Below are 22122 nucleotides of genomic sequence, written 5' to 3'. Positions count from 1 at the left end.
GCCCTCTGCTTAATTTACAAAAGCCCGTCAGTTACTTTTTCTCTGCTTACCTTCACCCACTCTGTTAGTTGTTTTTGCGCTTTTATTAGTCAATCAAGTCGCTCGCTTTCTTGTCATACTGTTATGACATTATTGGACATTCCCGGACAAAGCTCGCCATAATAGTTATTGCAGGATGGTCAGGCGTGTCCTCTGTTTTATTTACCGGAGTTGAAGGATTCATGGGTCTGGATAAGTTATATATTGATAAAGAACTGAGCTGGCTGGCTTTCAATGAACGCGTACTCCAGGAAGCCGCAGACAAAAACAACCCACTCATTGAGCGTATGCGCTTTCTGGGCATCTACTCCAACAACCTCGACGAATTTTACAAAGTACGTTTCGCGGAGTTAAAACGGCGCATTCTTATCAGTGAAGAGCAAGGCAGTAATGCTCACTATCGCCACCTGATGGGCAAGATTCAGTCCAAGGTATTAAAAACCGATCAGGAGTTTGATGGGCTGTACAATGAGCTTCTGCTGGAGCTGGCGCGCAACCAAATATTTCTCATTAACGAGCGCCAGTTGTCAGATAACCAGCAAGTCTGGTTAAGAGAATACTTCAGGCAACATTTGCGCCCCTATATCGCGCCTATTCTTATCACCCGCGAAACCGACCTGGTGCAATTTCTTAAAGATGATTTCACCTACCTGGCAGTCGAAATAATCAATGGCGATGTGGTGAACTATGCGCTGCTGGAGATACCATCCGATAAAGCGCCCCGCTTCGTTAACCTGCCACCAGAAACACCTCGTCGGCGCAAGCCAATGATCTTACTGGATAACATTCTTCGTTATTGTCTGGATGATATTTTTAAAGGCTTTTTTGATTATGACGAACTGAATGCCTACTCCATGAAGATGACCCGTGACGCAGAATATGACCTGGTCACAGAAATGGAATCCAGCCTGCTGGAACTGATGTCCTCCAGCCTGAAACAACGCTTAACCGCAGAGCCGGTGCGTTTTGTTTACCAGCGCGATATGCCGGCAGAAATGGTGGAATTGTTGCGCGAAAAACTCTCTATCTCACGCTACGACTCCATTATTCCTGGTGGGCGCTACCACAACTTTAAAGACTTTATCGGCTTCCCGAATATTGGCAAACCCAACCTGCTCAATAAACCCCTGCCGCGCCTGCGCCATTTGTGGTTCGATAAATTCCGTAACGGCTTTGATGCCATTCGTGAACGGGACGTACTGCTTTACTACCCTTACCACACCTTTGAGCATGTGCTTGAACTGTTCCGCCAGGCATCGTTTGACCCGAATGTACTGGCTATCAAGATAAACATTTACCGGGTTGCCAAAGATTCGCGCCTGATTGACTCAATGATTCACGCGGCGCATAACGGCAAAAAAGTCACAGTGGTCGTGGAATTGCAGGCGCGTTTTGACGAAGCCGCCAATATTCACTGGGCAAAACGGCTTACTGAAGCCGGCGTTCATGTTATTTTCTCGGCGCCCGGGTTAAAAATTCACTCCAAGCTGTTCCTGATTTCTCGCCGTGAAGGTGATGAAGTGGTGCGCTATGCCCATATTGGTACAGGTAACTTCAACGAAAAAACCGCCCGGTTGTATACCGATTATGCGTTACTCACCGCCGATCAGCGGATAACCAATGAAGTACGGCGCGTGTTTAATTTTATTGAAAACCCCTATCGCCCGGTGAATTTCGACCACCTGATTGTGTCACCGCAAAACTCCAGGAACATGCTTTACAAACTGGTTGACCAGGAAATTGCGAATGCTCAGCAAGGTATCCCTGCGGCTATTACACTGAAAATCAACAACCTGGTTGATAAAGGCCTGGTAGACCGGTTGTATGCTGCTTCTTCTGCTGGTGTTAAAGTCAACCTGCTCATTCGCGGCATGTGTTCATTAATACCTGATTTAGAAGGGATTAGTGAAAATATTCGGGTTATCAGTATTATTGACCGCTACCTTGAGCACGACAGGGTCTATATTTTTGAGAATGGCGGTGACAAAAAAGTCTATTTGTCTTCTGCCGACTGGATGACGCGCAATATCGACTACCGTATCGAAGTGGCTGTCGCGTTGTTGGACCCGGTGTTGAAACAGCGCGTTCTGGATATTATTGAGATACTATTTAGTGATACAGTGAAGGCGCGTTTTATTGATAAAGAACTGAGCAATCGTTATGTGCCCCGCGGTAACCGCCGCAAGGTACAGGCGCAACTGGCGATTTACGATTATCTCAAATCCCTGGAACAACCTGATTAATCTATGCCAATAACCAAACATACTCCCCGCCCTGAAGAATTTGCGGCGGTCGACCTCGGCTCCAACAGCTTCCATATGGTCATAGCGCGTGTGGTCGATGGTGCGATGCAAATTATCGGTCGCTTAAAACAACGTGTGCATCTGGCCGATGGGCTGGATGATAACAGCATGCTGAACGAAGAAGCGATGGAGCGCGGGTTATCCTGCCTGGCGCTGTTCGCCGAGCGCCTGCAGGGGTTCAGCCCGGACAATGTTTGTATCGTCGGCACGCATACCTTACGTCAGGCACGTAATGCCACGGAATTTCTCAAACGAGCGGAAAAAGTTATCCCCTTCCCGATTGAAATTATCCCGGGTAATGAAGAAGCCCGCCTGATATTTATGGGTGTGGAGCATACTCAGCCGGAAAAAGGCCGCAAGCTGGTTGTGGATATCGGTGGTGGGTCAACTGAACTGGTTATTGGTGAAAACTTCGATCCTGTTCTGGTGGAAAGCCGCCGGATGGGGTGTGTGAGCTTTGGTCAAACCTTCTTTCCCAACGGGGTTATCAGCCCGGTAGCATTTAACCGGGCAAGGCTCGCCGCAGTACAGAAACTGGAAACACTGGCGTGGCAGTACCGCCTGAAAGGTTGGGATGTGGCAATGGGGGCATCGGGCACAATTAAAGCTGCCTGTGAAGTCTTGCTTGCCATGGGGGAGAAAGACGGCATGATCACCCCGGAACGCCTGGATAAACTGACCACTGAAGTGCTGAAATATAACCATGTGCTCAACCTTTCATTACCAGGTCTTTCTGATGAGCGCCGGGAAGTCTTCCTGCCAGGCCTCGCCATTCTGTGCGGGGTGTTTGATGCACTGAAGATCAAAGAACTACGTTTATCTGACGGGGCACTGCGCGAAGGTGTGCTGTATGAAATGGAAGGCCGTTTCCGCCACCAGGATATTCGTATCCGCACTGCACAGAGTCTGGCGAACCAATACAATATTGATGATGATCAGGCGCGTCGTGTACTGGAAACAACCACATATTTGTTTGATCAATGGCAGGCTGCTAACCCAAAACTATCTAACCCACAACTGGCCGCACTCCTGAAATGGGCCTCCATGCTACATGAGATAGGGCTTAATATTAACCATAGTGGTATGCACCGCCATTCTGCTTATATTCTGCAAAACAGCAACCTGCCTGGTTTTAACCAGGAACAACAAACGCTGATGGCGCTGTTGGTACGTTTTCATCGTAAGGCCATCAAACTGGATGAGCTACCGCGGTTTACACTGTTTAAAAAGAAACAGTACCTGCCATTGATTCAGCTACTACGCCTTGGCGTGTTACTGAATAACCAACGCCAGGCGACTACCACGCCGCCATCGCTGGTGCTGACAACAGACGAGAACCACTGGACACTGTGCTTCCCCCATGACTGGTTCAGCCAGAATGCGCTGGTATTACTGGATTTAGAAAAAGAACAGCAATATTGGGAAGCCGTGACTGGCTGGAAACTGACTATAGAAGAGGCTCAGCCGGAAGAGGCATCTGCGGCCTGATTCCCTCTGGTTACAGTTCTTACCTGGTGGCGGGCAAACATGCTATTTGCCCGCCATTATTTTGCCCCAGGGGATTAAGCAGGCTCCACTACACGGCAGTGAGCCGGGTTACCATGGTCAAATAATTTTTCGATAGGCTCCGGGTGGCCAATATAATACCCTTGCAGGTAATCAACCCCCATCTGTTTAACCGCTTCGCAAATAGCTTCGTTTTCAATATATTCCACGACAACTTTCATCCTCTTCACCCGAGCTAACTGGCAAATGGACTCAACGATTTGGTAGTCCAGGCTACTGGTCAGTATGTTGCGCACAAAGCTGCCGTCAATTTTAAGAATATCGGCGTCCATTTTTTTCAGGCGCGCATAACTTGCATACCCAGAACCGAAATCATCAATCGCGATACTGCACCCCAGTGCCTGCAACCCGGCAAGATTATGCCTTGCCTGTTCTACATTGGTTAATTCATCTGTCTCCGTCACTTCAAGCACCAGTTGCCAGGGTTCCACTTCGAAACGCGCCAGTTGATGGGAAACCTCACGCACCAGCCCATTATGGCAAACAGAGGCGGGAGATAAATTGACAGATAACCTGATGCCACGCTGGCGCTCTTTATGGCGCTGTATAAATGCCAGGCTATGTTCCAGTACCCAAAAGTCCAGGCGAGAAGACAAGCCGAATTCGCAGGCTACCGGAAAAAATACTTCCGGAGATATCACTTTGCCACCAGGCCCGGACATACGCAGTAGCACTTCATACCAGGTATCCCCACGAACACCCTGAATGGGCTGCGCCAGCAAACGGAAATGGTCATGTTCCAGCGCCTCCTGTAGCATATTCATCATTGCTACTTTTTTTCGCATATCTTCCTGCAACGGGTGAAGCTGGCTGTCCAGTAAGCCTTCCACGCGGCGAGTGGTCAGCGAAAATTCGGCCATAGTGCTTAACTCACCCAGCAACAAAGGCAGGTGATTTACTGGCGGCAAAGCAACACAGTAACTAATACCGGTTTGCGGTTGAAAAACCATGCCATCCCATAAGAAGCGAAACTGTTGAATTGCCTCACTCAAATGATTAAGGCGCTGCTCATCATCGTCGCTGTTATTCAAACGCAATACCAGGTCATGCCCGGAGAGGTTATACAGATTTTCGTTTTCCCTCAGGCTTTGGCGCAAATACATGCCCAAATGTTGTTTATAGTGAATGCGAAACAACAGACCATAGTTGCGGCCCAGAATTTCCAGTTCCGGTATGCGGATAAAACATAGCAGTGAGCTGGCATATTTACTGGTATCGCGTGTCAGAGCCCGTAAATTATGGAGTTGGAAAACGGGGTCAATTAATGCCAACTGGCGCACATGAAAAAATACTGCACGCTGGCGAGTGGTCATCGCCGCCATTAGCGCAATAGTGAAAGAAAAAACCATCCAGCAAGAAGATGTTATTGCCAGTTGCAGAGCAAAATCTTCGCCATCAGGTACATAGTTACCAAAGTAGCGGCACAGGACAATAAGGGAAATTCCCCACACCGTAGTGATAAACAAATAACCAAAACGCATAGCCGCCCACAGCATCAGCGGTAATAGCAACGTAAAGGTATAGCTGGTATTAAAAATCGTACTGGAAGGCCCCGGTTTGGAGACCATCAAAGCCACCAGCACCCCGGTGAGAAAAAACCAGGTCAGTATTTCAGGCAGATGTACATGCGGGTGAAACTGTTTTTTTAGCCGCAACCAAAAAATACGGCAAAAAGACGGGTTGCGAATGGCGCGGATAATGAAATAGCACAAGGGCATTCCGGAGATTGTGCCAACCATTAATGACTGGAAATTAATCAACGTGCGAATATTCAGTGGTTCAGCACCGTTAAGGCTGTAATAACCATCAAGAAAACCAAGGAAAACAGCCAACTGATACCAGACAAGAAAGATAGAGGAATAAATTAACACCAGCCACATGCAACGCGAGAAAGTGAGGCTCAGTGAGCCAAAGATGACCCGGTAGCGCCGCCAGACAAACACCCGGTAACCAAACCAGCACAGCGCCAGAGGCCCCACCATCAGCAAGATGGCATTCAGGGTATAGCTAAGACCATAACCGGGGAAGTAACGCACAAAGATAGCCAGCGCGATACCCGGCAACGCCGCCCAGTCGAAAATCAGCATGAGCGCCATGAACAATGCATGAGGCAGGTAATAGAGCACAGTACGCCCGTCATCAAGAACGGTAAAAGTGTTGCACCATGCTGCGAGTGGCAATAAAAACAATGGCAGCAAACCCGGTAATGCCCACCACTGATTTTTATTACGTTGATACCAGCTCTTCATATTGCCCGCTTAACCTCGCCCAAAAATCTGTGGCGGTGAATGCTCCCTTCGTTGCGCCAGGAGCCTGACTGAAATGGCGTGCAATTTTAGTGCCCTCCCACCCTTTTAATTTGACGCAGATCAATCCACGCTGAATTGTTAACCAGCGCTGGCGCTGAATGCACGGTTTTAGCGAAAATACAGATATTTCCCTTTTGAATTATCTGAACAGCACACCACATATCGAGTGCAGGCATGCCTTTTTAGTGATTAAGAATTGACCTTATAACAGAGCTGTGCCTAAATAAGCGTATCGCCCATTTGGGTTTACTACAGGTTCCATTTCGTGACAAACGCCACCACTATGCGCAGACGACACCGATTTAACAGCCGAATAGCACGAACAGTGTTGTTAATCAGCTTTTTATTCTTCTTTGGTCGTTTTGTTTATTCCGCCATTGGCGCATGGTATCACCACCAGAACAAAATCCAGTCTCAGCAATCCAGCCTGAGTATCGATGCCACCTCTCAGCAACAATCACAACAGTAGCACGCAATGATTTAAAAATTTTGCCGGGTAAACAGCCCCGTTTGCTGGTACTGGCTGGCAGACAGAACCCTCTGCATCTGTGCTGTAAGGCTCAGCCAGTAAAGTGAAGGCCACAATCCAGACACACGCTCTGGCGGCTTGCTTGCGCCCTATTAACAACCCATGCCCGGTAATGAAGATGCTGGAATAGCCGTCGGGCTCGAGTGCAAACACACAAAGCACAGGTTGCCTGTGGTTAAGAGCGGCTGTTTTACTGTCATTCCCTCAGACCATTAGCTGGTGAATTTACGCAAAAAAATAATTGCTACTTTTCAGGCCACTACTTTTAAACAGATCTGTATTAAATACCAGTATCAATAGCGGTATTAATTACCGCCATTGATATTTCTTGAATAACATTATGGAACAGCGAGCACTGCACAATTACACAAGTCATCACTTTCAAACTGCGTAATATCACCAGCCTGCAATCCAGGAACCGGAAATACACGCACAGTAAGTGGCTTATTTAAACGAAAAGCCATCGTCCCGGTATCTCTCATTAAAGCAGCCAGTTTTTCAACAGAGACATCACCAGGTACAGGTACGGTATCCAGGCCGATGCCACAAACAGCGCTGTATGTCAGTAAGGCACGAATATCAAAGTTTGCTTTTACAGAGCCATCCGCTAATCCTTTATCTTCAGTTAACGCAAGCATTAACCCTGAAAAACCCACTAACTCGGTTTCTTTGACTGATTTGAATACCTTCGTCAATAAAGCAGATACTTCGACAGTGCCTGCTGCGCCAAAGTATTCCACGCCCATTTGTTCATAGACTTCGGCCATACTGGCACAGTTTTTTGATGGTGCGGCTGAGCTATCAAAACCGGAAAATTTGAAAGGGAATTCCATTTCTGCATCAGCCATAATCTGTTGAATAGCAGAGATATGATACTGAAGAGCTGTATGCAGTATTTTATAATAACTGCTGAACCGTTCATTATGGCTGGTAACTTTTGTTTCGGCATTAAAAGCTTTCAGTGTGCTGACCAGCAAATCGGGGGTTTCCAGGCCAATGACAAAACAATCCCCTAATTCTCTCTGATGGTACCCGGCCGGGAAATATGGAATGAGCGGTTTACAGTTGAAGTTAACGGTGAAATTAAAATTACCTTCCCCACGGGGCGTTATCGCACTGATTTTTTTCACGCATATAGCAGCGTTGTTTATGAGTTCATTATCGAGAACACCAAACTCATCCAGGGGAACATTCACACATGCATTGCATAAATCCCCAAACTCACTAATGAGTTCAGGAAGCAACTCAATTTCTCTTGCGGTTTTTGCTTCGCCAACAGCAAACCTGACCCTTACTCCTGACTGGCTATGTTCAGCGAGTAAATCACTAATGTAACGTAAATCAGCCCGGGCGCTCTCTAAACTGCTTAAATTGAGATACTCCCCAAATGGATTGGTCACCACCCGAACAGACTGTACCGTATAGTGATGTTTTTTAAACTCAGCAGTTAACTCTGATAAAAATTTTGAAGCCCGGTTAACTTCACCTTTCCAACTTTCTTTATCTCTATTTAAAGATAAAAATGCCGTTACCGTCCGTATTTTACACAGTGCTTTATCTTTATAATCCACCCGACACTCCCTATATATTTTCACCATAACTGAAAGGGCTAACGAAACAATGACTGACACACAAAACCATATCAAACCTGAGGCAATCAGAGCTAAATTATACTGATAACAATAGGTTTTGCATTCTCCTGGCCAGTAGATTCATACAAATACAGTGGCTTTTAGCATACTGGTAATATGTAGCATGCTGGTTGGGCGTTGCAGTTGCGGCTTACTGGATTACCCCACTGCTGATCTCATGATTACTGCAGGTCAATGTTGTAAATGGTAAGCAATCAGCCCCGGTCACCACACTTATACAGTTCATCAACAATGTACTGGTTTTTGTTGCTAAAAAACCAGCTTGCTTCTGCCCCAAATTCATCCAACACCTGGTATCCAGGCTTCTTTGTCTTGTCAGTCCTTGACCCACATACGTTAATAATAGATTATGACAGTGATTGTGAATTTGTGGTTATACAGACATGCTCTGTAATTTTTTCGATTCTCAATCGAATAAGCCGGTGATAGCTGTGTATTACGTTCCCAGCGTCAGTATGTTATGAGAGTTCCATAAAAATACGCCTACTGAGAAGACACTGTTATACATACAGGAAACATAGATGATTTTAACTATAGATGATAAAAGAAATCGAGATTTCATAGAACCAGAACATTATGAGGAAATATTTAATTCACAAAGAACAATATCATTTACTGGCACTGCGCTCAGTGTTTTTAGTTCGGCAGATATAGAAAAGAGAATTGCAGAGCTGGAACAATTAGAGCAGGATAAGAAGTTCGTTTTTGTAGGTGAAAAACACTGGCTTAAAAAATTCCTTGAAGAAAGCAGAAATATTAAATTCTCCAGATATCACCAATGGGTGAAATATCAATTAATTGACGTACTGGGAATCAAGTTCTCTCTTTCTCCATTCAGTGTTAAAGATGATTTTCCTAAAGAGTGTTGGCTCGCTACAGTTGATGTATCAACATACTTAATCAAATCAGATAAACTGGACAGCAAACAGTTTGAAATAGATACCCCCGAGGAACTGGAGCTCATGGTGTGCGGTAACAACGATGGAATTTCCCCTGCTCACTTAATAAAACTCTACGAATATCTTCACGACTATGAATATATTATAGGCAGAGACGTTTTTAAAAACCGGAATGCTGATTTTTTGTATGTTGGTGGGTTTGGAGTAACAAATATTGAAGAGCCTAACAAATGGGACCTGTATGTAGATGATAGTTCAGGTTCCGGTGGTACAAATCTTAATATTCAATATCGACAATTATGGAGATCATAATTGCGTGTAACCATTCATTTGAATAGACGCATGTACATTCGTCTATTGCAGTTTTAATTTATAGGCTGAGGTATCTTCCATGGGGCACAATTGAGCTTAACATTAAGCACCATGGTGAAGGAGGAAGGATTTATGGGATTGTTATCTAAACCTAAAAGTACCGGAGTATTAAAGTGGGAACGTATTGACAATGAAGGGGGCCCCAGAGACTCCTGGAGAGCCAAAGTACATGGCGGATGGCTATTTATTACATGGTGGGGGACGAACTATGATGGAAGTGGAACCACATTTATACCAGACCCTAAGCATGACTGGCAGCTTGATCCGAAAGACTAGTACTACATACCATGGTCAAACCATGCCTGGTGTTGCCAGATATTGCCAAAAATGACTAATCCAAAAATAAAAAAAGTCCGCAATTACGTGGACTTAAGTATTATTTAGTGACTGTTAATGCCAGACCTTTCTTAAAGGAGCCCCACTCAATGGTTTAGAAACCATCCAACATCTTGTTATCACAGAGTTTTATGACAACCACTTCCAGATGACACTGTAATAAATACCGTCAAGATGATGAAATTTGTGATATTAATCATATTGTTATGATGATTTACAAACACGCTCTTTAGACTCGAATTATTGCCGTACAACACACATCCAGGGCTATCAGGCCATGATCAGACGCTTAAACAACAATTGCTGGACGTCCTGCCGATGTGCCAGGATCGCATGCGCGGTCACTAACGTTCCGTCTACGGAATACAAAACCCGGTAGCCTTCAGCGTGGTTAAACTCCCGGTATTTGGCGCAGCCAATTTTCAGCAATTCGGGGCAAATCTGGCAGCCCAGGGGGAACTGGCCTACGGTACTCTCAAACTGTGTGAGAATATCTGCGATAACCGGACGCGGCTCAACATCAACGCGCTTCAGGAAACTGGCTATTGTGTCGATGCAGTGCTTTACCGTCAGCGTGTACTCAAAAGTCACCTGCTGTTCCATGAAAATCCTTTAACGTTGAGCGCGCTGCGTTTAATCCGTAATTCCATCCAGCAACTCGTCTTTCGAGAACACGCGCCCTTCCGCTTTATCTTTCTCTGACAGGGTAAGCAGCTTCAGCAAAGCAATGGCGTTCTCCCGTTCCTGCTGCTGGTCATAAGACTCTATAACGTAAGCAGGCACACCATTTTGTGTGACCAGGATGGGTTCTGACAGATCAAGCGTTGCTGCGTTCTTTTTAACGTAGCTGATTGTCTCTACTTTCATGTTGGTCCGCCTAATGGTCATGTCTCGGTTTTAATATAGACTATATTTAGACCACCAACAAGATCTCATGCCCCCCTGCTCTTCTGAGAAATAGGCCCAGATTAAGTACAGAGTTCAATTTGTTCCTGCCGGAAGCTGATTTCTTCCACTCACTGAAAGTGGAATGTATCCACAGGTGCACATAAATAAAAACCCCCTGTAAAACAGAGGGTTGATTGCAGTTTTATCTATTCATGAATACTTAGGAAGGGTTATTGGCTTATTCCCACTCAATCGTAGCTGGCGGTTTACCGGAAATATCATAAACCACACGGGAAATACCGTTCACTTCGTTAATGATCCGGTTGGAAACGCGGCCAAGGAAGTCATACGGCAGGTGAGCCCAGTGAGCTGTCATGAAGTCGATAGTTTCGACAGCGCGCAGGGAAACCACCCAGTCGTACTTACGGCCATCGCCCATCACGCCAACAGAACGTACCGGCAGGAATACAGTGAACGCCTGGCTCACTTTATCGTAGAGATCGGCTTTACGCAGTTCTTCAATAAAAATGGCATCAGCACTACGCAGCAGATCACAGTATTCTTTCTTCACTTCGCCCAGTACGCGAACACCAAGGCCCGGCCCCGGGAACGGGTGACGGTAGAGCATATCGTATGGCAGGCCAAGCTCCAGGCCAATTTTGCGGACTTCATCTTTAAAGAGTTCTTTGAGCGGTTCAACCAGGCCCATTTTCATCTCTTTCGGTAAGCCGCCCACATTGTGGTGTGATTTAATCACATGGGCTTTACCGGTAGCAGAAGCAGCAGACTCGATAACATCAGGGTAGATAGTGCCCTGAGCCAGCCATTTCACGTCTTCCAGGCGCAGTGCTTCTTCATCAAAAACTTCAACGAACACACGGCCAATGGTTTTACGTTTGGCTTCCGGGTCATCAATACCAGCCAGAGCAGTCAGGAAGCGCTCTTCTGCATTCACATGAACAATGTTGAGACCAAAACGGTCGCCGAACATTTCCATCACCTGGTCGGCTTCGTTAAGGCGCAGCAGACCGTTATCTACAAACACGCAAGTCAGGTTCTCACCAATAGCGCGGTGCAGCAGCATTGCCGTTACAGATGAATCCACCCCACCAGACAGGCCAAGGATTACTTTATCAGAACCTACCTGCTCGCGAATGCGGGATACCGCGTCATCAATAATTCGCGCAGGCGTCCACAACGCTTCACATTTGCAGATATCGCGAATGAAACGTTCCAGAATACGCTGCCCCTGGCGAGTGTGCGTTACTTCCGGGTGGAACTGCACGCCATAAAAACGCTTTTCTTCGTTAGCCATAATGGCGAACGGACAAGTCTCTGTGCTGGCGACAGTCACAAAGTCAGACGGGATTGCAGTGACTTTATCGCCATGGCTCATCCAGACATCCAGCAACGGGCGATTTTCGCCGCTCAGGCTGTCTTCGATGCCGTGAATCAGGGCAGAATCCGTCATCACTTCAACCTGAGCATAACCAAACTCACGCTGATTAGAACCTTCAACATGGCCACCTAACTGCATTGCCATGGTTTGCATGCCGTAGCACACGCCCAGTACCGGTACGCCTGCAGTGAAGACATATTCCGGCGCACGAGGGCTGTTTTCTTCTGTGGTGCTCTCCGGGCCGCCAGACAGGATTATCCCGTTCGGATTAAAGGCACGGATTTGTTCTTCTGTTACATCCCAGGCCCACAGTTCACAGTAAACGCCCAGCTCACGCACGCGGCGCGCAACCAGCTGAGTGTACTGAGAACCGAAATCAAGAATGAGGATGCGATGGTTATGGATATTTTCCGTCATTGACGCTAATTCCGAGGCAGAGAATAAAGAATCGCCCGGCACGACTGCCGGGCGTGAATAATCATGAGCCCAGACGGTAGTTCGGAGACTCTTTGGTAATGGTCACATCGTGAACGTGACTTTCCTGAATCCCGGCACCGCTGATACGTACAAATTCCGCTTTAGTGCGTAATTCATCAATAGTACCACAGCCGGTCAGGCCCATACAGGAACGCAGGCCGCCCATTTGCTGATGAACGATTTCTTTCAGGCGGCCTTTATAGGCAACGCGGCCTTCAATCCCTTCAGGTACCAGTTTGTCTGCTGCGTTGTCGCTTTGGAAATAGCGGTCTGAAGAGCCTTTGGACATAGCGCCCAGAGAACCCATACCACGGTAGGATTTAAAAGAACGGCCCTGATAGAGTTCAATTTCACCTGGGGATTCTTCAGTACCTGCCAGCATGGAACCAACCATTACAGCACTTGCACCCGCAGCCAGCGCTTTCGCGATGTCACCAGAGAAGCGAATACCGCCATCAGCGATAACCGGAATACCGGTACCTTCCAGCGCTTCTACTGCGTCGGAAACAGCGGTAATTTGCGGTACACCCACACCTGTTACGATACGGGTAGTACAGATGGAGCCCGGGCCAATCCCTACTTTCACTGCGCTGCAACCGGCATCGGCCAGTGCACGGGCACCCGCAGCTGTTGCCACGTTACCACCAATGATTTGCAGGTTAGGGTATTTAGCGCGAGTTTCACGAATACGCTGCAATACACCTTCAGAATGGCCATGAGAGGAGTCAATCAGCAGGATATCAACACCAGCAGCAACCAGGGCATCCACACGCTCTTCGTTGCCGGCACCAGCACCTACTGCAGCACCCACACGCAGACGGCCATGTTCGTCTTTACAGGCGTTCGGTTTACGCTCTGCTTTCTGGAAGTCTTTAACGGTGATCATGCCGCGCAGATGGAAGCTTTCGTCCACAACCAGCGCTTTCTCAACACGTTTTTCATGCATTTTAGACAACACTACGTCACGGGATTCGCCTTCACGAACCGTAACCAGGCGATCTTTCGGCGTCATATAAACGCTGACAGCCTGGTTCAGGTCAGTCACAAAGCGAACGTCACGACCAGTGATGATCCCAACCAGTTCATTGTCGGCAGCCACCACCGGGTAGCCAGCGAAACCATTGCGTTCGGTCAGTTCTTTTACTTCACGCAGGGTGGTGGTTGGCAAAACGGTTTGTGGGTCAGTAACAATGCCGCTTTCGTGTTTTTTCACCCGGCGAACTTCTTCTGCCTGGCGTTCAATGGACATGTTCTTGTGGATAAAGCCAATCCCGCCTTCCTGAGCCAGTGCAATAGCAAGGCGTGCTTCTGTCACGGTGTCCATGGCAGCAGACAGCATAGGAATGTTCAGGCGAATGGTTTTCGTCAATTGAGTACTGAGATCTGCAGTATTCGGCAGAACAGTAGAATGAGCGGGAACGAGGAGAACGTCGTCAAACGTCAGTGCTTCTTTAGCGATACGTAGCATGGCAATATCTCAACCTGGGATGAATGAGAACAGATAAAATATTGCCGCGGCATTATACAGAGCATAAAGGGTGGCGGCTACATTTTTTTACTAAAAAGTCTTGCCTTCACTGACAGGCGGGTTACTATCGACTGATTAACTTGCTGATTTAGAATTTGATCCAGGTCACATGTCACAGTTTAATTCTCCATCAATTTTTTCTGTTAGCCGGCTGAATCAGGCAGTGCGTACGTTGCTGGAGCAAGACCTTGGGCAAATTTGGGTCAGTGGTGAAATATCCAACCTTTCGCAGCCCTCTTCCGGGCACTGGTACTTCACTCTCAAAGATGACAATGCTCAGGTGCGTTGCGCTATGTTTCGCAACAGCAACCGTCGTGTCACTTTCCGCCCACAACACGGGCAACAAGTATTAGTGCGAGCCAGTGTCACGCTCTATGAACCGCGTGGAGACTACCAACTTATTGCAGAAAGCATGCAGCCTGCCGGTGAAGGTTTGCTGCAGCAAAAATTTGCTCAGCTTAAACAACGCCTGGCCGATGAAGGCCTTTTTGACCCGGCACTCAAAAAACCGCTTCCTGCACCGGCAACTTGTGTTGGCATTGTCACCTCTGCAACCGGGGCGGCATTGCAGGATATTCTGCACATTTTAAAACGGCGGGATCCGGCATTACCGGTAGTCATTTACCCCACAGCCGTTCAGGGGGCAGATGCAACCGGGCAAATAGTGCGGATGATAGCACTGGCCAATAAACGGGCCGAATGTGATGTTCTGATTGTTGGCCGTGGCGGTGGTTCACTGGAAGATTTGTGGTGTTTTAACGAAGAAGCGGTAGCGCGGGCTATTGTGGCAAGCAGCATCCCGGTCGTTAGTGCCGTCGGCCATGAAACTGACGTCACTATTGCTGACTTCGTCGCCGATTTACGCGCCCCTACCCCTTCTGCTGCCGCCGAAGTTGTCAGCCGTAACCAACAAGAACTGGTGCGCCAGCTCACCAGCCAGCAACAACGGCTGGAAATGGCAATGGATTACTATATTGCCCAGCGCCAGCAGCGTTTCAGCCAGTTGCGCCACCGCCTGGAGCAACAGCACCCACAGTTGCGCCTGGCTCGCCAGCAAACACGGCTGCTGGCTCTGCGCCAGCGCCTGTCTTCTGCGCTGGAAACTCGCCTGAAACGCGGTCAGTTGCAACAACAGCGCCTTAACCAGCGCTTACAGCAGCAACACCCCGGCATGCGCATCCAGCGCGCCAGCGCTACACTGCAGCAAGCAAGCTTCCGTATGACCCAGGCAATCCGCAGCCAGTTAGGGCAAACCCGTGAGCGGTTTGGTCTGGCGGTGACCCACCTGGAGGCTGTCAGCCCGTTAGCAACGCTTGCCCGCGGCTACAGCGTAACAGTCACCGGAAAAGGTGAAGTGGTTAAAGCGGTTACCCAAATTCAGGCAGGTGAAACCTTAACTACCCGGCTCAAAGATGGCGTGGTACAAAGCCAGGTTACTGCGATTTCCCCGGTCAAAAAAGGCCGACAGCGGGTACGTAAAACATCTCAGGATTAACCGGCTACAGGTTGCCACTCCACGCGCTTTTTGGAAATCAGCCCATGGCCGTTCTGGCAGAAATAATCTACTGCGCCGCAGGCTTTTAGTACTTCCAGCGGTTTATGGCACTCAGGGCACAGAGGCTGTAACACCATAGTTTTATGGCATTTCTCACACACCCAGTGTTCACCCTGTTGAGTGCATTCACCCTGGCATTCGGGGCAACGGTATTCCATTTTTACTCCCTGATTATTCTGTATTTCTGGTGATAGTTTACGCGCCACAGCCTGCCTGTTCAGTAACATTTTGCGCTGCAAAAGCTTAAAAAAATACAGCACCCGCGGGCGCTGTATTTTCTGGTTCAATAAACGATATTCGGCCGCTTATTTACTTTTCTTAATATGCTTAATCAGGCGCTTACGCTTACGCATCTGCGTTGGGGTCAGCGTATTGCGCTTATTCGCATACGGGTTCTCGCCTTCTTTAAACTGAATACGAATCGGCGTGCCCATTACTTCCAGCGACTTGCGGAAGTAGTTCATCAGGTAGCGTTTGTAGGAATCCGGCAGGTCTTTCACCTGGTTGCCGTGAATTACCACGATAGGCGGGTTGTAACCACCTGCGTGGGCATATTTCAGTTTCACACGGCGACCACGCACCAGAGGTGGCTGATGATCGTCTACTGCCATCGTCATAATACGGGTCAGCATGGCAGTGCTCACACGTTTTGTGGCGCTGTCATAGGCTTCGCGTACTGATTCAAACAAGTTACCCACACCACTGCCATGCAGAGCGGAAATAAAGTGAACCCGGGCGAAGTCAATAAAGCCCAGGCGGTAATCCAGAGTTTCTTTTACCTGCTCACGCACTTCCTGGCTCAGGCCATCCCACTTGTTCACGACAATTACCAGTGAGCGCCCACTATTGAGGATAAAGCCCAGCAGGGAAAGATCCTGGTCTGAAATCCCTTCGCGGGCATCAATAACCAGCAGCACTACGTTCGCGTCTTCAATCGCCTGCAGGGTTTTAATAACTGAGAATTTCTCAACGGTGTCGGTGATTTTGCCGCGTTTACGCACACCCGCGGTATCTATCAACACGTATTCACGCTCGTCACGTTGCATCGGGATATAAATACTGTCACGCGTGGTGCCTGGCATGTCGTAAACCACAACCCGGTCTTCACCGAGAATACGGTTAGTCAGTGTTGACTTACCCACGTTAGGGCGGCCCACAATTGCCAGTTTGATAGGTAAAGACTGCGGGTCAAAATCATCCTCTGGCTCTTCTTCCGGTTCACCGGCTTCTTTTGCCGCCAGAGCAGCCCAATACTCCGCATCTTCATCAACAGGCTCAGATGGGCTGATATCTTCCATCCAGGGCAGGAGAACCTGTTCGAGCAGGCTGGTAACACCACGGCCATGGGCTGCAGCAATAGGGACAATTTCCCCCATGCCCAAAGCATAGAAATCCGTAACAGCATGGTCCGGATCAATACCGTCAGTTTTGTTTGCGACAACAAAGGTAGGCTTTTCACGACTACGCAGGTGTTTGGCGATAGCTTTATCGGCAGGCATCAATCCCGCGCGAGCATCTACCATGAATAACACAACATCCGCTTCTTCAATTGCCTGAAGTGATTGTTCTGCCATCAGCGTTTCTACGCCGTCTTCAGTGCCGTCGATGCCGCCAGTATCAATCACAATGTACTCGCGGCCTTCAATTTCAGCGCGACCATATTTACGGTCCCGGGTTAATCCAGGGAAATCCGCCACCAGTGCATCGCGGGTGCGCGTTAAACGGTTAAATAATGTGGATTTACCCACATTCGGGCGCCCGACCAGCGCGACCACAGGTATCATTTTCAAAGCCTCATAACTTAAAAAAAACCAGCCAGGCACCACCAAAAAAGTGCGCCTGACTATAAACAGGAAACGGCCCCTGGCGAAATCAGGAGCCGTTTAGCTGATATCACACCCGGATAGTTTAGCGGGTTATGGCATATAACGTGCCATCTTTAGCCTGAATCAGCAATTTACCATCCGCGACAATCGGGTTGGTCAGGAAGCCTGAGCTGTCCACTTTCTGTTGTGCAACGAAGTGACCGTTGTCTGGGTCTATCCAGTGCATATACCCTTCGCTATCGCCAACAACCAGGTAACCATTATACAGCACTGGCGCAGTCAACAGGCGGTGCAGTAAATCACTCTGGGTCCACTGAGTAACACCACCGTCAGTACTCAACGCCAGTACACGGTCATTCTGGTCAACCATGTAGATACGACCAGCATCAACTACCATGTCATTCACTGAACCCAGGTCGCGTTTCCAGATTATCTGGCCTGAACGCAGGTCAAGTGCTGTCAGGTTACCGTTATATGCCAGCGCATAGACAACCCCGTTGACAATAACTGGTGTGGTATCAACATCGCTCAGGCGATCGATCTCAGTCGGACCGGTCGACTGGGAGATACGTTGTTGCCAAATCATCTGACCGGGTTGCAATAATACCGCAGTCACACGGCCATTATCGCCACCAACAATCGCAGCACCGTAAGCTGTAGCAGGTGCAGACTCGCCACGCAGTGTCAGTGACGGCATATCCAGGTTCACTGTCCATTTGATGGCACCCGTGTTTTCATCCAGTGCCTGCAACTGACCGTTACCAGTATGAACCAGTACCACACCGTCACTTACAACCGGGCGGGATAAAGCTTCACCAGCCACAGTCGTCTGCCAGGCAACGCTGCCATCGGAAGTATTCAGCGCATAAACTTTGGCTTTCTCACTTCCCACATAAACGTGGCCACCAGCAACAGTCAGGCCACCAGAAAGCAAGGCTGGCAGGTTGCTGGAGAAAAAGCCGGTTTTTTCTGACAAATCAACCGACCAGACTTCTTTGCCATCAGATTCACTGAGCGCTTTTACACGACCATGACGGTCTGCGGCATAAACCACACCGGCATCTGCTGTCGGGTGGAGATTCGAATAATACTTGCCAATACCGCTTCCCACTGAAACATCCCACGCAGTAGATGGCGTGAACTGGTTTTCAACGGTGGGCAGTGGAGACATTTTTACTACGTCTTCTTCGCCGCTAAACAGTGAGCACCCACTAAGCAAAGTAACAGACAGCAGCCCTGGCAAAACTAATTTACGCAATTGCATTGGTGCCCTCTCAGCTGGACAAATTATTCATTTTCATTTGCATCATATTACGCAGTGCTGGCGAGGCATCGGCAATGCCCACACCTTTGCTCCACGCTTCGCGGGCAGATTTGGTATCGCCTTTACTTAACAGCGCATCGCCTTTGATGTCAGCAACCATGGCACTCCAGCCATCACCTTTAATGCTGCCAAGCGTTGCCAGTGCATCATCAGCCTGTTTTAACTCCACCTGGATACGCGCCAGACGCAAGCCAATCAGTGCCTTAAGGTTTTCATCAGAGGTATCAGCCAGGCCAGCCTTCAGTTGCGCGGCAGCATTGGCAAAATCCTTTTTGTTGACGAGTTGTTCTGCTACATCAAGTGATGCCAGAGCACCATAAGTACCTTTATTATCAGCGACAAATTTTTCCGCGGCAGCAAGGCTGCCTGGTTTATCCGCTTTCAATGCCTGAACCGTGTTCTGATACACCATAGATGACTCGCGAGATGAGTCCACCTGGTGGCTTGCCCAGTAACGCCAGCCTACCAGTGCACCAATACCTAACACGACGCCGACAGCCAGCGCTTTGCCGTTCTCGATGAAGAAGCGTTTGACTGCTTCAACTTGTTCGTTCTCGTTGTCGTAAATCTCCACGCAATCCTTCTCCTTAACGATAAGTTACCGGGATTCGCCCAGCAGCGTTTTCAAATGGCCAGCTACGTCACGTTGAGAAACGGTTTCCTGCTCGCCTGAACGCAAATCTTTCACCACGACTTGCTGGTTTGCGACTTCATTTTCACCCAGCACCAGCGCAACACGTGCGCCCCATTTATCTGCCCGGGCAAACTGCTTTTTGAAGTTCCCGCCACCATAGTTCGTCATCAGTTTACAGCCAGGCAAGCTGTCACGTACCTGCTCCGCCAGTTGCATTGCAGGAGACTGGGTACCGTTGCCAGATGCCACCAGGTAAATATCGACAACAGAATCTGCAGTAAATTCCGGGTTAACTGCCTGAACCAGCAAAACAAGACGTTCCAGCCCCATGGCAAAACCAACAGCTGGCGTCGCACGCCCACCGAGTTGTTCAACCAGGCCATCGTAACGCCCACCAGCACAGACGGTCCCCTGAGCACCAAGACTATTGGTTACCCATTCAAAGACAGTGCGGTTGTAGTAATCAAGGCCGCGCACCAGGCGCTGATTGACGGTGTAGCTGATACCGGCGTCGTCAAGGAACGCGCACAAACCGGCGAAATGCTCACGAGATTCTTCATCCAGATAGTCGCCCAGTGCAGGCGCATCATTCAACAGCGCCTGAACTTCCGGGTTTTTGGAATCAAGAACGCGCAACGGGTTGGTATACATGCGGCGCTTGCAGTCTTCATCCAGCTTATCTTTATACTGTTCCAGGTAAGCAATCAGCGCATCACGGTAATTTGCCCGGGCTTCCAGCGAACCAATGGAGTTCAGCTCAAGGCTGACATGTTGGTCGATACCCAGTGCACGCCACCAGCGCGCCGTCAGCATAATCAGCTCAGCGTCAATATCCGGCCCCTGAAGACCAAACACCTCAGCACCTAACTGATGAAACTGGCGATAACGCCCTTTTTGCGGACGCTCATGGCGGAACATCGGCCCGATGTACCACAAGCGCTGTTCCTGATTGTACAGCAGACCATGCTCGATACCGGCACGCACACAGCCCGCCGTGCCTTCCGGACGCAGTGTCAGGCTGTCGCCATTGCGGTCCTCGAAGGTATACATCTCTTTTTCAACCACGTCGGTCACTTCACCAATCGCGCGTTTGAATAGCGGTGTCTGCTCTACAATCGGCAAACGGATTTCACTATAACCGTAGCTGCCGAGCACCTGCTTTAATGTGCGTTCAATACGCTGCCAGATGGCCGTTTCGCCAGGCAGATAATCGTTCATGCCGCGAATGGCTTGAATATTCTTTGCCACGTTATCTCTGTTCCTGAATACAAAAAAATGAACCCGAATCAACCCGGTTATATGTTGCCAGGCTGCTTTGTGGGTTCAATCATACACGGGAAGCATCAGGCTTCCCATGTTTTGTTATTTCTCAACTTGCTGCACGTCAATACGACGGCTTTCGTCCAGAACCGATGCTCTGGCGCGAATTTTCGCTTCGAGCTGGTCTATCATATTGTCGTTATCCAGGCGGTCTTTACGGACGCCATCTTCGTAGAAGCCACTTTTGCGGCTACCACCTGCAACACCCATCGTTGAAGCCAGCGCTTCGCCTGGCCCGTTCACCACACAACCAATAATAGAAACATCCATCGGTGTGATGATATCTTCCAGGCGTTGTTCCAGCGCATTCACTGTGCCGATAACATCAAACTCCTGGCGTGAGCAGGTTGGGCAGGCAATGAAGTTGATCCCACGCGAGCGAATGCGCAGGGATTTCAGTATATCGAAGCCAACTTTGATCTCTTCGACAGGATCCGCTGCCAGCGAAACACGCAACGTATCGCCAATCCCTTCAGAAAGCAGTAACCCGAGCCCAATAGCCGACTTAACCGCACCACTTCTCGCACCACCTGCTTCGGTTATCCCAAGGTGCAGAGGTTGATCAATGGCCTTTGCCAGCAAGCGGTAAGCTTCTACAGCCAGAAAAACATCAGAGGCTTTCACACTGACTTTGAACTGATCAAAATTGAGCCTGTCCAGATAATCAACATGGCGCATGGCGGATTCAAGCAACGCCTGCGGAGTTGGCTCACCGTATTTTTCCTGTAGATCCTTTTCAAGGGATCCGGCATTCACCCCAATACGAATCGGAATGTTTTTATCTTTCGCGCAATCCACCACCTGGCGAATACGCTCTTCATTGCCGATATTACCGGGGTTAATGCGCAGACAATCCACACCATATTCGGCAACTTTCAGCGCTATGCGGTAATCGAAATGAATATCGGCAACCAGAGGAACGGCAACCTGTTGCTTGATAAGCCGGAAGGCTTCTGCGGCATCCATGGTGGGAACAGATACACGGACGATATCCGCACCAACACGCTCCAGGGCCTTAATTTGCTGCACTGTGGCGTCAACATCTGTGGTGCGGGTATTTGTCATGGACTGAACGGCGATGGGCGCACCATCGCCGACTGGCACATTCCCTACGTAAATCCGTTTAGATTTACGGCGTTGAATGGGCGCTTCGTTATGCATAAAAA

17 protein-coding genes are annotated in these 22122 nt (G+C 48.8%); 5 read left to right on the top strand and 12 right to left on the bottom strand.

Annotated elements, in window-relative coordinates; translation table 11 throughout:
• The first annotated feature begins 221 nt into the window (after window positions 1-221).
• Window positions 222-2282 (top strand): polyphosphate kinase 1, encoded by a 2061-nt coding sequence (ppk1, locus tag DES37_RS09145; RefSeq protein ID WP_036116317.1) that lies wholly within the window; start codon window positions 222-224, stop codon window positions 2280-2282.
• A gap of 3 nt (window positions 2283-2285) precedes the next feature.
• Window positions 2286-3830, top strand: a complete 1545-nt coding sequence (gene ppx, locus DES37_RS09140) for an exopolyphosphatase (RefSeq protein WP_036116318.1) — start codon at window positions 2286-2288, stop codon at window positions 3828-3830.
• A 74-nt stretch (window positions 3831-3904) separates the two neighbouring features.
• Here the strand turns inward: ppx and DES37_RS09135 are convergent, their stop codons facing one another.
• The gene (locus DES37_RS09135) at window positions 3905-6157 is read right to left on the bottom strand and encodes a sensor domain-containing phosphodiesterase (RefSeq protein WP_110025611.1); all 2253 of its coding nucleotides are present in this window, start codon (window positions 6155-6157) and stop codon (window positions 3905-3907) included.
• A gap of 343 nt (window positions 6158-6500) precedes the next feature.
• Here DES37_RS09135 and DES37_RS09130 point away from each other — a divergent pair, with 343 nt between their 5' ends.
• Window positions 6501-6686 (top strand): YfgG family protein, encoded by a 186-nt coding sequence (locus DES37_RS09130; protein WP_369792679.1) that lies wholly within the window; start codon window positions 6501-6503, stop codon window positions 6684-6686.
• A gap of 398 nt (window positions 6687-7084) precedes the next feature.
• Here DES37_RS09130 and DES37_RS09120 read toward each other — a convergent pair whose 3' ends face one another.
• Window positions 7085-8317, bottom strand: coding sequence for a DUF711 family protein (locus DES37_RS09120; protein WP_110025610.1), 1233 nt, complete (start codon window positions 8315-8317; stop codon window positions 7085-7087).
• A gap of 602 nt (window positions 8318-8919) precedes the next feature.
• Between DES37_RS09120 and DES37_RS09115 the strand changes: the two genes are divergently transcribed.
• On the top strand, window positions 8920-9609 hold the full coding sequence (locus DES37_RS09115; protein WP_110025609.1) for a hypothetical protein: 690 nt from the start codon (window positions 8920-8922) through the stop codon (window positions 9607-9609).
• Between the two features lie 666 nt (window positions 9610-10275).
• On the opposite strand, the gene DES37_RS09105 is transcribed toward DES37_RS09115, so the two are convergent.
• The 4 genes from DES37_RS09105 to guaB form a co-directional block, all read right to left on the bottom strand.
• Complete coding sequence (locus tag DES37_RS09105) at window positions 10276-10608, bottom strand: type II toxin-antitoxin system RelE/ParE family toxin (protein ID WP_110025607.1); 333 nt, start codon at window positions 10606-10608, stop codon at window positions 10276-10278.
• A 30-nt stretch (window positions 10609-10638) separates the two neighbouring features.
• On the bottom strand, window positions 10639-10872 hold the full coding sequence (locus tag DES37_RS09100; protein ID WP_110025606.1) for a type II toxin-antitoxin system Phd/YefM family antitoxin: 234 nt from the start codon (window positions 10870-10872) through the stop codon (window positions 10639-10641).
• A gap of 259 nt (window positions 10873-11131) precedes the next feature.
• Window positions 11132-12709, bottom strand: a complete 1578-nt coding sequence (gene guaA / locus DES37_RS09095; RefSeq protein WP_110025605.1) for a glutamine-hydrolyzing GMP synthase — start codon at window positions 12707-12709, stop codon at window positions 11132-11134.
• Between the two features lie 61 nt (window positions 12710-12770).
• Window positions 12771-14237, bottom strand: a complete 1467-nt coding sequence (gene guaB, locus DES37_RS09090; RefSeq protein WP_110025604.1) for an IMP dehydrogenase — start codon at window positions 14235-14237, stop codon at window positions 12771-12773.
• 169 nt (window positions 14238-14406) lie between these two features.
• Between guaB and xseA the strand changes: the two genes are divergently transcribed.
• Window positions 14407-15792: an exodeoxyribonuclease VII large subunit gene (gene xseA / locus DES37_RS09085; RefSeq protein WP_110025603.1), complete on the top strand. Its 1386-nt coding sequence runs from the start codon at window positions 14407-14409 to the stop codon at window positions 15790-15792.
• On the opposite strand, the gene DES37_RS09080 is transcribed toward xseA, so the two are convergent.
• The 6 genes from DES37_RS09080 to ispG all read right to left on the bottom strand — a co-directional run bounded on the left by DES37_RS09080 (window position 15789) and on the right by ispG (window position 22117).
• Window positions 15789-16010, bottom strand: a complete 222-nt coding sequence (locus DES37_RS09080; RefSeq protein WP_110025753.1) for a zinc ribbon domain-containing protein — start codon at window positions 16008-16010, stop codon at window positions 15789-15791. The two genes, xseA and DES37_RS09080, sit on opposite strands and share 4 nt — an antisense overlap.
• A gap of 147 nt (window positions 16011-16157) precedes the next feature.
• Window positions 16158-17636: a ribosome biogenesis GTPase Der gene (gene der, locus DES37_RS09075; RefSeq protein WP_110025752.1), complete on the bottom strand. Its 1479-nt coding sequence runs from the start codon at window positions 17634-17636 to the stop codon at window positions 16158-16160.
• A 124-nt stretch (window positions 17637-17760) separates the two neighbouring features.
• Window positions 17761-18942 (bottom strand): outer membrane protein assembly factor BamB, encoded by a 1182-nt coding sequence (gene bamB / locus DES37_RS09070; protein ID WP_110025602.1) that lies wholly within the window; start codon window positions 18940-18942, stop codon window positions 17761-17763.
• Between the two features lie 10 nt (window positions 18943-18952).
• Entirely contained in the window at window positions 18953-19576 is a 624-nt protein-coding gene (locus DES37_RS09065; protein WP_110025601.1) for a YfgM family protein, read from the bottom strand.
• A gap of 24 nt (window positions 19577-19600) precedes the next feature.
• A complete protein-coding gene (hisS, locus tag DES37_RS09060; protein WP_110025600.1) occupies window positions 19601-20884 on the bottom strand; it encodes a histidine--tRNA ligase in 1284 nt (427 codons plus the stop codon).
• Between the two features lie 114 nt (window positions 20885-20998).
• Window positions 20999-22117 carry a flavodoxin-dependent (E)-4-hydroxy-3-methylbut-2-enyl-diphosphate synthase gene (gene ispG / locus DES37_RS09055; protein WP_036116336.1) on the bottom strand — a complete coding sequence of 373 codons (1119 nt, stop codon included), beginning with the start codon at window positions 22115-22117 and terminating at the stop codon, window positions 20999-21001.
• Window positions 22118-22122 lie beyond the last annotated feature (5 nt).

The organism is Mangrovibacter plantisponsor, from assembly GCF_003182475.1.
Classification (GTDB): Bacteria; Pseudomonadota; Gammaproteobacteria; order Enterobacterales; family Enterobacteriaceae; genus Mangrovibacter; species Mangrovibacter plantisponsor.
This window is presented reverse-complemented; position numbering and strand designations above follow the sequence as displayed.